12 protein-coding genes and 1 tRNA gene are annotated in these 13065 nt (G+C 56.6%); 4 read left to right on the top strand and 9 right to left on the bottom strand.

Translation table 11 applies throughout. The features are described 5' to 3' along the window. Both QQL78_RS13660 and aspS read right to left on the bottom strand, forming a co-directional pair. Positions 1-1383 (bottom strand): DUF1800 domain-containing protein, encoded by a 1383-nt coding sequence (locus QQL78_RS13660; RefSeq protein WP_284374288.1) that lies wholly within the window; start codon positions 1381-1383, stop codon positions 1-3. A gap of 155 nt (positions 1384-1538) precedes the next feature. After that, positions 1539-3389, bottom strand: a complete 1851-nt coding sequence (aspS, locus tag QQL78_RS13665; protein ID WP_284374290.1) for an aspartate--tRNA ligase — start codon at positions 3387-3389, stop codon at positions 1539-1541. 197 nt (positions 3390-3586) lie between these two features. Between aspS and QQL78_RS13670 the strand changes: the two genes are divergently transcribed. Continuing rightward, positions 3587-5518, top strand: coding sequence for a DUF4214 domain-containing protein (locus tag QQL78_RS13670; RefSeq protein ID WP_284374292.1), 1932 nt, complete (start codon positions 3587-3589; stop codon positions 5516-5518). A gap of 243 nt (positions 5519-5761) precedes the next feature. Here QQL78_RS13670 and QQL78_RS13675 read toward each other — a convergent pair whose 3' ends face one another. The 4 genes from QQL78_RS13675 to rpmI form a co-directional block, all read right to left on the bottom strand. Further along, positions 5762-6970: a hypothetical protein gene (locus QQL78_RS13675; protein WP_284374294.1), complete on the bottom strand. Its 1209-nt coding sequence runs from the start codon at positions 6968-6970 to the stop codon at positions 5762-5764. 449 nt (positions 6971-7419) lie between these two features. After that, a tRNA-Met gene (locus tag QQL78_RS13680) sits at positions 7420-7496 on the bottom strand. A gap of 249 nt (positions 7497-7745) precedes the next feature. Further along, entirely contained in the window at positions 7746-8111 is a 366-nt protein-coding gene (gene rplT / locus QQL78_RS13685; protein ID WP_025046027.1) for a 50S ribosomal protein L20, read from the bottom strand. Between the two features lie 15 nt (positions 8112-8126). Further along, a complete protein-coding gene (gene rpmI / locus QQL78_RS13690; RefSeq protein ID WP_064224949.1) occupies positions 8127-8327 on the bottom strand; it encodes a 50S ribosomal protein L35 in 201 nt (66 codons plus the stop codon). Between the two features lie 212 nt (positions 8328-8539). Between rpmI and QQL78_RS13695 the strand changes: the two genes are divergently transcribed. Beyond that, positions 8540-8923 (top strand): nuclear transport factor 2 family protein, encoded by a 384-nt coding sequence (locus QQL78_RS13695; RefSeq protein WP_284374298.1) that lies wholly within the window; start codon positions 8540-8542, stop codon positions 8921-8923. A 5-nt stretch (positions 8924-8928) separates the two neighbouring features. Here the strand turns inward: QQL78_RS13695 and QQL78_RS13700 are convergent, their stop codons facing one another. Next, positions 8929-9153, bottom strand: a complete 225-nt coding sequence (locus tag QQL78_RS13700) for a hypothetical protein (RefSeq protein WP_284374300.1) — start codon at positions 9151-9153, stop codon at positions 8929-8931. Positions 9154-9183: 30 nt separating this feature from the next. Beyond that, positions 9184-10629, bottom strand: a complete 1446-nt coding sequence (gene pyk, locus QQL78_RS13705; protein ID WP_284374301.1) for a pyruvate kinase — start codon at positions 10627-10629, stop codon at positions 9184-9186. Between the two features lie 197 nt (positions 10630-10826). Here pyk and QQL78_RS13710 point away from each other — a divergent pair, with 197 nt between their 5' ends. Both QQL78_RS13710 and QQL78_RS13715 read left to right on the top strand, forming a co-directional pair. Beyond that, complete coding sequence (locus QQL78_RS13710; RefSeq protein WP_284375596.1) at positions 10827-11153, top strand: DUF1244 domain-containing protein; 327 nt, start codon at positions 10827-10829, stop codon at positions 11151-11153. 101 nt (positions 11154-11254) lie between these two features. Next, a complete protein-coding gene (locus QQL78_RS13715; protein ID WP_284374303.1) occupies positions 11255-12139 on the top strand; it encodes a calcium-binding protein in 885 nt (294 codons plus the stop codon). 64 nt (positions 12140-12203) lie between these two features. Here the strand turns inward: QQL78_RS13715 and QQL78_RS13720 are convergent, their stop codons facing one another. Continuing rightward, positions 12204-13064 carry a D-amino-acid transaminase gene (locus QQL78_RS13720; RefSeq protein WP_284374305.1) on the bottom strand — a complete coding sequence of 287 codons (861 nt, stop codon included), beginning with the start codon at positions 13062-13064 and terminating at the stop codon, positions 12204-12206. Position 13065: the final 1 nt, after the last annotated feature.

The following is a 13065-nucleotide window of genomic DNA, read 5'->3' on the forward strand; positions in this document are numbered from 1 at the left end:
TTATCGCCGTTGAAACGCGGGCGCGGCAAGGATCAATCCGATGGCCACCTCACGGGTTTCAGCAGTATTCGCGGCAAAGCGGACAGCATCCGGCACCTGCCCGCCCAATACCGCCTGCACAAATCCGCGGGGGTCAGGCAGATCCGGCATCAACCGCGTCGGGACCGTGACCGCCCATTCCAGCCGCGCCGAAATACCTTGCGGTGTGGCCCATGCGCCATCCGCTTCTGCAAACCCGTCAGGACCGGCAGGGGTCAGCCAAGCCTGCCCCATCAATTGCAAAGGCCGAAAAAACACCTCGCGCACCCCGCGCAGATCCATCTGATGCAATGTCTGTGCCGTGACCCCAAGAGCACGTAAGGAGGCGCTGACAAATTCGTCCGGCGGGCGCATGTTGGTGGATTTCGGATACCACGCATGCGGATGCTCCAGCAGCGCAGCATAACAGGTCATCAAATCGCCCTCGCTGCGCAGATACGCGGCGGTGATATGGGCGATCAGATCGTCAGACGGTATGTCAGAGACAAAATGCACCGCCAGTTTACACGCGATATGGTCAGCGGTGGCAGGGTGGCGGGCAAGATCGTTCAGCACCTCGCGGATCGTGACCATGCCACCACCCGCATCATAGGTTTTGCCCAACACTGTTTCCGCACCCGGTTCAACCATGGCCGGACGAAATTTAAACCCGTAGTGTCGCGTTGCACCCAGTCCGGTAAACGCTTTGGCCAATTCGCGCACATCTGTCTGGGTATAAGGGCCATCAACGCCCAATGTGTGCAGCTCCAGCACCTCGCGGGCAAGGTTTTCGTTCAAACCGCGCCCCCGCCCCCGCCGCATGGCCGCACGGCTGTTGGGACCAACAGAGCTGTTCTGATCAAGATAATGCAACATCAATGGGTGCGTCACGCAGGCCGTCAGCAGCCCGGCAAAACTGCCAGTCATATTGGGGCGTACGGCCTCTTCCACGTAAAGCGGGCTCGCCATGCGCAGCAGGCCACCACCACCCAGCGCGGTGAAATGATCCGCCCAGAAGGCGGTCAACCTCTCGCGAAACCCATGGGACGCAGTGATGCGGCGCAACTGCGTTTGAACAAACCACTGGCTGTGGTCCCCGCGCATGTCGCGCAAAATCTGGCGGGCCTTCTTCTGCGCCTTTTTCCCTTCAGCCGTTTCGGGATGTTTGCGGGCATAGCTATTGAACCTGATCCTCAACGCCAAAGCGTCCTGCATCACGCGAAAGGGCGGGATTGGAAAAGCGGCCTGCGCATCATCCGCCCTACGCAGTTCCGCCAGCATGTCCCCCACATCTTCGGGCGGTGCCACACGCGCGCTGCGCCCATAGCCAAAGCGGTGTTCGGCAAGGAAAGGATCAAAATTCACCGGAAAGGCTTATGCAATGCGGGTTTCATTGCGGGCAATATAGCCGAAATCACACAAGTATTCATCCGACGTTTTGCGACATTTGGCTGTAACTCGCGGGCCGGGCGTTGGGATAGGGCCGCATTCCCGCGGCCCTGCCCTTAATTCTGCTGTGCTTATTCCTGTGGAATGACCCGCAAGCCAAGCTCCATCAGCTGATCAGAGGATGGATCGCTCGGTGCGTTCATCATCAGGTCTTCGGCACGCTGGTTCATCGGGAAAAGGATGACTTCGCGGATGTTCTGCTCATCCGCCAACAGCATCACAATCCGGTCGATCCCCGCCGCGCAACCGCCGTGAGGGGGGGCACCATATTGGAAGGCATTGACCATGCCGCCAAAGCGTTTTTCGACCTCTTCCTTGCCGTAACCTGCAATCTCAAAGGCTTTGAACATGATTTCCGGCTTGTGGTTCCGGATCGCGCCCGACACCAACTCGTAACCGTTACAGGCCAGATCATATTGATAGCCCAACACCTTCAGCGGATCGCCCTGCAGTGCGTCCATCCCGCCTTGCGGCATGGAGAAGGGGTTGTGTTCAAAATCGATCTTGCCAGTTTCTTCGTCCTTTTCGTAGATCGGAAAGTCAACGATCCATGCAAAGGCAAAGCGGTTCTGGTCGGTCAGGCCCAATTCATCACCAATCACTGTGCGCGCGCGACCGGCGACCGCTTCAAAGGCTTTCGGCTTGCCACCAAGGAAGAAGGCTGCATCGCCAATGCCAAGGCCCAGTTGTTGACGGATCGCCTCGGTCCGCTCTGGTCCGATGTTCTTGGCCAGCGGTCCGGCAGCTTCCATGCCGCCTTCAACCTCACCTGATTTCAGCTTGGCCTGCGCCTCTTTCACGGTGATACCCAGTTCCTGCGCCACCGCATCCGCTGTTTTTTCACGCCAGAAGATATAGCCCATGCCGGGCAGCCCTTCTTTTTGCGCAAATACATTCATCCGGTCACAGAACTTGCGCCCGCCGCCTGTGGGTGCCGGAATGGCGCGCACTTCGGTGCCTTCCTGCTCCAACAGCTTGGCAAAGATCGCAAAACCGGAGCCTGCGAAATGTTCCGACACCACCTGCATCTTGATCGGGTTGCGCAGGTCAGGTTTATCGGTGCCATACCAAAGGGCCGCGTCCTTATAGGAAATCTGCTCCCATGTTTCGTCGACTTTACGACCGCCGCCGAATTCCTCGAAAATGCCGCCAATCACCGGCTGGATCGTGTCGAACACGTCCTGCTGGGTAACAAAGGACATCTCAAGGTCAAGCTGATAGAAATCGGTCGGGGACCGGTCCGCACGCGGGTCTTCATCGCGGAAACAGGGCGCGATCTGGAAATACTTGTCAAAACCCGAAACCATCAACAGCTGTTTGAATTGCTGCGGGGCCTGCGGCAGGGCGTAGAATTTGCCGGGGTGCTGGCGTGAGGGCACCAGAAAATCGCGCGCCCCTTCAGGCGAGGATGCAGTGATGATCGGAGTCTGGAATTCCTTGAACTCCTTCTCCCACATGCGTTTGCGGATCGAGGAAACCACATCGGAACGCAGCACCATGTTCTGCTGCATCTTCTCACGGCGCAGATCAAGATAGCGATACCGCAAACGGGTTTCTTCCGGGTACTCCTGATCGCCAAACACCATCAGCGGCAATTCACCAGCGGAGCCCAAGACTTCGATGTCACGCACAAAAACCTCGATTTCACCAGTCGGGATTTTCGTGTTGATCAGGTCAGCGGCACGCGCCTTCACTTCGCCATCAATGCGGATACACCATTCAGACCGCACCTTTTCCATCTCTTTGAACACGGGGCTGTCAGGATCACACAGAACCTGTGTCATGCCGTAATGATCGCGCAGGTCGATGAACAGGATACCACCGTGATCGCGCACACGGTGCACCCAGCCGGAAAGACGCACAGAGTCGCCTTTGTTTGAGATGTTAAGATCGGCGCAAGTATGGCTGCGGTAGGCGTGCATGTCGGTCCCTTTCGAGGGCTGAATTTGTTGGCGCAGGTACACCTTTTGGCAGCGCAAAAGTCAAGGGCGGCCCAAAGGGCATTCCACAGGTCTAACCGGGCACCTGAATAGCCCGATATGTCGCAAGACACTTCACATCAAGGAATGTTGTCGTATAGATTTTGCGCATTCTTACAGAAACCAATTGGACGATAGACATGGAACAGGATTTTTCCGACGCGCTTGCACAGGCGTTTGGCTCTTTTGGTGCCCTTGGCGCCTACGGTGGTTTAACCGTACCAACCTCACCCGATGACATCTTTAACTGGACGGTTGGTGAATACCTTGCCCTGATCGACGCAGCTGAAACCGCACTGACCTCGCTGGACAGCTCAATTTTCTCAAGGCTCTTGAACGACCCCAATGTTTCTGCGGGGCTGGATGCGGAGACCCGCGCGACCTTCGAAGCATGGGCAGCGGGTGATTTTTCCTTGATCACACAACCACTTGCCGAGGCGCGCGCGCTGATGGCCCCCTACTCCGCAGACACGCTGCTGCGCGACGCGATAGAGGGCATCGATCCCAGCGGCGGCAGCATCGAAGAAATCGAAACTGCCTTTGCCGCAGCCGAGGCGCGGATTGCAGAACTGTTGTGGGACGATCAGAACGGCGTTTTCTCTTCGCCAACATTTGCGGTCGATCTGGCTTCTGGCAACTGGTCCTCAGGTGCCGCCGGGTTCAGCGGCTCCACCCTGGCAGAGTTCTTTAACCTGTTGGGCGAGGCAGCAGGCAACGCCATCATGTCCTTTATCGGCAGCCGCGACAGCGTGCTGGGCCAGTTGATCAACGAAGGTGCAGATGCCGCCGCAATTGCCGCAGCCTCTGGTGCCGCCGAAGCCGCAAGCGCACAGGCGTTACAGGCGCTGCAGGAAATCGGCACATTGGTCAGCACCCAGGGCACAAGTGATCCCGCTGGTGTAGAATCACAAGCTGCGGCGCAGGTTCAGGGCTTGATCAACGCCCTTGCGACAATTCTACCGGGCCTTGGTGGCGTCCTTGACACGTTGATCATCGGCTCGCGCAATTCCGACCCCAGCTTTGTTGTAAGCCCTGAAGGGGATGTTGCGGGGTCCGAACATGGTGATTGGTTCTACCTGTCGAAACTGGCCGATATCTTTGACGGTGGCGTAGGGACGGATGTCCTGTTCGGGTTTGAAGGCGACGACACCCTGCTTGGTGGCGCGGATGCGGATAATCTGTTCGGCGGTGTCGGCAATGACATGCTGCGCGGCGGCAGCGGTGATGACGCCATCAATGGCGGCGCAGGCGACGGCGATGTTGCTAGCTTCCTCAACGGCTTGGGTCAATTCACCCTGCAATTCGCCAATGATGGCAGCGTGACCGTGCAGGACCGTACAGTCAATGGCGAAGGCACCGATCTGTTGACCGGAATCGAAACCCTGTCCTTTGGCGGCGGTGCATCAATCTTTACCGACGGCATGATCAACCTGTGCCAGTTCCAGGGCATCGCGGGCCTTGATGCGGCCCAGATCAGCACCTTTGTTGAACTCTATGTCGCCTATTTCAACCGTGCCCCTGATGCGATTGGCCTGAATTTTTGGGGCTCCGCCTTTGCCAATGGCACCTCGCTGGAGGAAATCGCCAACCTGTTCCTTGATCAGGATGAAACCCGCGCGACCTATGCCTCTGACATCAGCAACCTTGAGTTTGCCACGCAGGTTTACGAGAACGTGCTTGGCCGCACACCTGATGCGGGCGGGTTGACCTTTTGGCAGGGACAGCTGGACAGCGGCAACATTGGCCGTGGTGCCTTTATCCTTGAGGTGCTGAAAGGGGCGAAAGTGGACCTGCCTGCAGGCGCGTCACAGGCCGATATCGACCTGCAATTGGCCGACCGGGACTACCTTGCCACCAAGACGGATATCGGCACTTATTTCGGCGTTATCAAAGGCCTGTCCGATGTCGGCGATGCCTCCGCCGCGATGCAATTGTTTACCCGTGGCTCTGACAGTTCGATCCAGTCAGCGGTTGATCGGATTGACGCTGAATTCGCAACGGCCCTGACAGAGGGCAGTGGCGAATTGCTGATGCAACTGGTGGGCGTCGCCGACGATCCCTTTGCGGTCTGATCAAACATCCGGGTCTTGGTTGGTCCAGCGCGGCGGGCAGAATTTGCCCGCCGCGCCGAGGTCCGGTTTGTGCTTCCTGGTATTTCACGGAAACGAGGGGGACATCGATCCGATGCCCATTTGACAGATCACGCCAAGCGAAGCTGAAAAAACATACATTGCAAAGCTCACCACAAAGCAAACAAATGATTGTTCCAGCCGATGTCAACCGGCGCAGCTGGATCAGCTGCGCCGGTTGAGCAATCAGTGTGTAAGGCCGCTGCCCCCAACAACACTCACATTGTAGGGAACACCAGTGACCGCAATTGTATCAATCTCGGCTAGGCTCTCCGTATTGATGACACGCAAAGTTGCGGCCAGCGGGTCAGAAAGGATCAGTTTTTTATCCGCGATGGTCATACGTGGCCGTGGGTCACGCCAGTGGCCATCCATGGAATAGGGTTGAGTAACTTTCGCGCTCTGCTCGATTTTCGCTGACAACATGTTCAAGCGGTGCAACGATCCATCTTCGGTGAGAACATATGCGAATTGAGGTTTCGCGGGATCGAGAATGAAATCAACCTCGCGGAATGGCAGCGCGACTCGGGTGAAATGTGGTTCTGTCGCCGGATCAACAATGACAAGTGACGTTCCATCGTAATCGCCCAGAAATGACTGCATTGCTTTTGCCCCGACAAGGGTGCCGGTGCTGGCTTCCGGGAAGTCAGCAGGATAGGGCAACATGGCAAACGCATCCGGCCCGCCGCGGGTGTCATGCGCGATGATCCCCTCTTTACACCCTGCTAGCAGGAAACTTCCAGAAAAAGCCTCACCATGAAGATCAGTACAGGTGTGGGTTTTACCCATCGGCGTGCCATCAGCGGCAAAACTGCCGATACCGATACGCGGCGGCGCTTTGCCTTCTTCCTTCGGTGCTTCTGCGGCAACAGAGCTCACGAAATATCCTCCCATATCCGCCACGAAACCATGATGCGCGACATTCATTGGAACATTCTGCGGTGTCAGCTCACCATTTAAGATGGCCTTTTCACCAAGGATGGATGCGTACCCGCCCTTGTCAAAAGTCACCGCAACCGTGCCGCTGTGGTTGACGACGTGGAACGGGCTGGGCCCTTCAATTTTGCCGATATGGGACGGCTCGGATACCTCGATGTCTGCGTGGTCACCATGAGCGTCAAGGGAAAGTCCGCTGTTCAGGAAGTCGACCTGCGCATTGCCGGATTGCACAGCAACAATCAGCGCCTCGCCTGCTGATGGATAAAGCTTTGCCGGTCCGGCAACCTCAAACGTCCACCGCTGATCCGGCGCATTAAGGTCAATGGCTGTGATCGTCGGCGCACTGTGATCTGCTACAAAAATACGCCATGCTGTCGCTTCGTCCTCTGCCCAGGCAGGTGCGGCGATAGCCGTAAATGCGCCAAGTAGGGCGGCAGCAAGTCCGGGGTTGTTCATGTTCTCTCCTTTTACGTTTTTCTGATGTTCATAAGTCGCGGCGTGGGTGGATGGCTTGCGATCTGTGAGGACAAAACGGGTCCCTTGCTTGCAACATCATCACGCAACTTATTTAGTTACTTAACTAGGAGCAACCGGAAAGTGTTATAGTGTAACGAACTCAGAAAATTGGCTGATGTACCTTAAATTCCTCCTCATTTCGCATCAGACTGCGCGGAAGCATGCGCATTCCGACCGCGCTACTGAGGTTTTGCAAAGCGACTATAGATGTTCTGGCTGTTCGGTTGCGCATAACAAAAACACCTGCACCTGACAGAAAACCCCGAACGCGCATCGCATAGAACTTGCTGGCGTTTTGCCCCGCATTTCGGCTCTCGGAGGTATCTTGGCATCGGGAGAGGCTAAAACGACAAAACCCGCGCAGATTGCACGGGCCAAGTCAGTTACTTTGGTTGCGGGAGTAGGATTTGAACCTACGACCTTCAGGTTATGAGCCTGACGAGCTACCGGGCTGCTCCATCCCGCGCCAAGTTCGGACCGTATACGAGCAAGAGATTGGGACCACAAGGAGAAAAATCACCCTGACATCAGTTTAATTTCAATGTCGAAAAGAAACCTGCTTGTTCGCGGTAATCCAGCTGTGAACTGCACCCAATTCAGCCCCAATGACCGCTTACAATCAGCGCGGAAATACCTCTCCGGCCCCGCGGCCAGAAACGGAAAAAGCCCCGCGCGATCTGCGCAGGGCTTTCCCAAAATCTCTGTCTGTCAGCGCTTAGGCTGCCAGCGCATCCTGTGCTGTTTTCACAATCGCACCAAAGGCATCAGGCTCATTCACTGCCAGATCGGCCAGAACCTTACGGTCCACTTCGATGCCGGCGAGGTTCAGACCATTGATGAAACGGCTGTATGTCAGCGCTTCGTCATGCGAACGAACAGCAGCGTTGATCCGCTGAATCCACAGCGCGCGGAAGTTGCGCTTGCGATTCTTGCGGTCACGGGTTGCATATTGGTTGGCCTTATCGACCGCCTGTGTGGCGACCTTAAAGACATTTTTGCGACGACCGTAATACCCCTTGGCGGCTTTGACGATCTTCTTGTGACGGGCGTGGGTAACTGTCCCACCTTTTACTCGTGCCATGCTAGGTCTCCTATCTTAGCGGTCGTAGGGCATGAAGCCCTTGATGATCTTTGCATCAGGCGCAGACAATGCTGTCGTGCCGCGTGCGTTACGGATGAACTTTTTGGTCCGTTTGATCATGCCATGCTGTTTACCAGCCTGACCCGCGATGACCTTGCCGGTCGCCGAGATCTTAAAGCGCTTTTTGGCGCTCGATTTCGTCTTCATCTTAGGCATTTCCGTCTCCGTATATTTAGGTTCGGTTTACGCACGACTCGGCATGCCACATGGGCCGGACGTGCGGGTTGAAGCTGTGCCTATAGGGGGGAAAATCTTCCTTGGCAAGGGCTATGGGCGAAATGCCGGCCCATCCTTGCCTTGTGCGGGGCCCTGCCCCAATCTGGCCCAGCCTGCTACGCCCCAGATAGCAATTTAACCCCGAGGAAACAATGTCAGATCACGACCCCAACGCCCTGATGGGCATCATCACTGTTCATGAGAAAAAAGTCTGGGAGGCGTTGGTTTCCGGGGACCGCGCCGCAGATGATGCGCTGCTCAGCGACCGGTTTCTTGGGGTATATCCGGATGGATTCGCCGGCAAACAGGATCACTGCGGGCAATTGGATCACGGGCCGACCATCCACAGCTATGAGATGCAGGAGATACAGCTGCTTTTGCTAGGCGCAGAGCACGCTCTGCTCAGCTATCGCGCCAATTTCCAAAGGGAAGCCGCATCACAGCACGAAACCATGTACGTCAGCTCCGTTTGGCAAAGGGCAGCAGATGGCTGGATCAATATCTTTAGCCAGGACACCCCCGCAGCACCGTCCTAGGCGGATCAGGGCATATAACGCGCCAGCACGCTGACAAAAACATCCGGCACCTGCTCAAAAGTATAGCCGCCCGGCTTGTTCTGCATCGCATAAAGAATCAGCGCACCGCCCATAAGTATGGTCAACGCTGATGCCCGTGGCGCACGCCGGTCGGTCAAAGCTGATAAAATGGACGGCACGGAAAAGGCGGCAATCACCATACCAAGGGACAATGCCAAATCAGGGTCCATTTTTGCTCTCCCACTACAACCTGTGGGATATTACTCTGGATCGGCGGGAAAAATCAAACGTTCGTCACAAGGGGCGACACGCAGGATGTTTGTGCTGCCTGGAACGTTGAACGGCACACCGGCGGTAATCACCACGTGATCCTCTTCCTCGGCGAACCCTTCTTCGCGAGCGGCGCGCACGGCACTGACAACCGCCTTTTTGAAGCGGTCCACATCCCCGGTGATCACACAATTCGTGCCCCAGCTCAGCGCGAGCCGCCGCGCTGTGTTCACTAAAGGCGTCAGCGCAATCACCGGCACCCGTGGGCGTTCCCGCGCGGTCAGCAATGCGGTTGTGCCGCTCTGCGTAAAACAGCAGATCGCCTTGATATCCGTGGTCTCCGCAATTTCACGAGCAGCGGCAACGATGCCATCCGCTACGGTCATACGGTCCGCCTTACGTGAGGATTCGATAATCTCCGTATAGGTCGGATCAACCTCAACCTCGCGGGCGACGTTGTCCATTGTGGTGACAGCCTCGATCGGAAAATCACCAGCAGCAGATTCCGCACTCAACATCACCGCGTCCGCACCTTCATAAATCGCCGTAGCCACATCAGACACTTCGGCGCGGGTCGGCATCGGGCTTTCAATCATTGATTCCAGCATCTGCGTCGCGACAATAACTGGCTTGGCAGCCGCGCGGCACTTGCGCACCAGACGCTTCTGGATCGGCGGCACGTTCTGCACCGGCAGCTCCACACCCAGATCACCACGCGCCACCATGATGCCATCGCTCACTTCAAGGATATCCTCAAAGCGATCAACCGCAGATGGTTTTTCGATTTTCGACAGCAAGGCCGCGCGGCCCTTAGCCAGTTCGCGCGCCTCTGTCACATCTTCGGGCCGCTGCACAAAGGAAAGCGCCAGCCAATCGACACCCAATTCGCAAACAAACTCCAGATCCGCGCGATCTTTCTCGGACAGGGCCGCCAATGGCAGCACCACATCCGGCACGTTCACACCCTTGCGATTCGAAATCACCCCGCCGATGACCACTTCGCAATTGGCAAAATCCGCACCACACTCAATGACCTTGAGGCGAATCTTGCCATCATTGACCAACAGGCTGGCCCCCGGCTTCAGCGCGGCAAAAATCTCCGGGTGGGGCAGGCAGACACGGGAGGCATCCCCTTCTTCAGGATCCAGATCCAGACGGAAGGCAGCGCCCACAACCAATTGTTCACTATCACCAGAAAACACACCAACCCGCAGCTTCGGTCCCTGCAGATCCGCCAGAATGCCAATGGTACTGTTCAGGTTGCTCTCTACCTCGCGGATGATCCGGTGTTTTTCACGAATTTCCGCGTGGCTGCCATGACTCATATTCAACCGGAACACATCTGCTCCCGCTTTATGCAGCGCCTCAATCATCTCGTAATTGTCAGATGCCGGACCAAGGGTCGCGACGATCTTTACATTGCGCAGGCGTCTCATGGGCTGTGTCCTTTGGTCTGAAGTCACTATTTAGGCGCACCGTTAGCGATAACGCACCATTCGGGTTTCGAGTACACGTCAACAGCATGTCTGTCAAAGATTTCACAAATATGACGGCTCTTCCACAGATGATTGTGCCACAGAAACTTGACACCAAGGCCGCCGCGGCCCAGCAATACTCAAAACAGGAGACCACAATGTCCAGCACTCAGGCACCGACCCAACAGGAAATCGAACTTCAAGCCGCCGCTTTTCGCCGCCTACAGCAACACCTGATGCAAGACCGCACGGATGTGCAGAACATCGATATGATGAACCTCGCCGGGTTTTGTCGCAATTGCCTGTCACGCTGGTATCAGGAAGCCGCCGCCGAACGGGGCATCGACATCGGCAAGACAGAAGCCCGTGAATTATTCTACGGGATGACGATGGACGAATGGAAAGCCAACTACCAGACAGAGGCTAAACCAGAACAACAGGAAGCCTTCAAAGTGACCTTTGCCCAAAACGTCGAAAAAGGGTAAACCCCGGCGGCCAACCCCACAATCGCCCAATTCTGTCAACGCTTCTGCCACAATCCTCAGCACATAAAGGAACGTTAACCATTTCTTAAGGTGGCGTACCCGTGTTAGAGCTTATCCTTCTCCCCTCCCTGCTGGGCCTTGGCCTCGCGATCGAACTGCTTAGCCCGGCCAAGGAGTCTTCCGACGACGACGATTTGCCGATCGACATCACACTGGCGGAGGATATTGCCGATTTTGAGGGCACCGACGCCAAGGAACATGTGCAAGGCAACGCGCTGGACAATCTTATGTCCGGCGGCGCGGGTGATGACCTTCTGGGTGGCCACGACGGGGATGACACCCTGCAAGGGGGCACCGGCGACGACCGTCTCTTCACCAGCGCCGGCGATGATGTGGGTCTGGGCGGTGAAGGCAACGACAAGATTTTCCTCGGCGATGGCGATGACACCACTTTGGACTCTGCTGGCGTCGCTCAAGACGCAGGTGATGATTTCATCCGCGGTGGCGACGGGCATGACATGCTGGTCGATGCACAGGGACATAACCTGATCCACGGCGATCTAGGCCATGACACGATCATCGCAATCGACGGCCTGAACCCGGATGGCAGCGTCAGCGACACCGATACCGGCACAGCTGATACCATCCACGCAGGTTATGGCAATGACACACTGGTAGGGGATGACGGCGACGTCATGACCGGCGGCGAGGGCGATGATAATTTTGTCGTGGCAACCGCATCAACCGCCCCCGGTGCCCCGGCGGTTATCACGGATTTCGATTTCCGCGATGATCTGTTCAGCCTTGTGTTTCTCGACGGTTCCCCCGCCGATCCCACTGTACGGTTCGAATTTGACGCAGAAACCAAACTGATGCACGCCTTTGTCGAAGAGCAAGAGGTGGCCACCCTATACGGGCTTACCCCAACCGACATACCGTTCATCCAGACCTATGTGACCACCCTGCCGGAACTCCTGTCCGCCTAAGGTCGGGACGCATTTATCCTTTTCTCAGGCAGTGAGCCAGCCTGCTGACCCCGGAACCAGAGCCTCAGACTGCAACCTTGCGCATCTCATCAAGGTAAATTTCGCGCAGACGCGGGGCCACACGTCCCGGCGTGCCATCACCCAACGCAACGCCGTCGATCTCTACAACCGGCATCACAAAAGCACTGGCCGAGGTGGTAAAGGCCTCATCCGCCTCCTTCGCCTCATCAATGGTAAAGTTGCGCTCTTCCACTTCCATCTGCGCCTCGCGGGCAAACCGCAATACCGCGGCCCGGGTGATCCCGTGCAGAATTTCATTAGACAGCGCCCGCGTGATGATCTTATTGCCTTTCACGATGTAAGCATTGTTTGACGTGCCTTCGGTGACAAAACCGTCCTCGACCATCCATGCATCGTCGCACCCGGCTTTCTTGGCCATCATCTTGCCCATCGAGGGGTACAGCAATTGCACCGTCTTGATGTCACGCCGCCCCCAGCGAATATCCTCAATGCTGATGATCTTGGCACCCTTCTTGGCCGCCGGGCTATCCGCCAGGCCGGGCTTGTTCTGGGTGAACAGCACAACTGTCGGTTCCGTCGTCTCAGGATCAGGAAAGGCAAAATCGCGGTCGCCATCAGAACCGCGTGTGATCTGAAGATAGATCAACCCCTCGTCGATCTCGTTCGCCCGCACCAATTCGCGATGCACCTCCAACAGGTCTTCCTTGCTGATCGGGTTGCGCATCTCCAACTCTGACAAGGACCGCGCCAGCCGCACCGCATGGCCGTCAAAATCAATCAACTTGCCATCCAACACAGAGGTCACCTCGTAAACTCCGTCCGCCATCAAAAACCCACGGTCAAAGATCGAAATCTGCGCTTCATTCTCTGGCAGGTAAGCGCCGTTCACATAGACTGTTCTCATC

It is taken from the genome of Sulfitobacter pacificus, from assembly GCF_030159975.1.
Classification (GTDB): Bacteria; Pseudomonadota; Alphaproteobacteria; order Rhodobacterales; family Rhodobacteraceae; genus Sulfitobacter; species Sulfitobacter pacificus.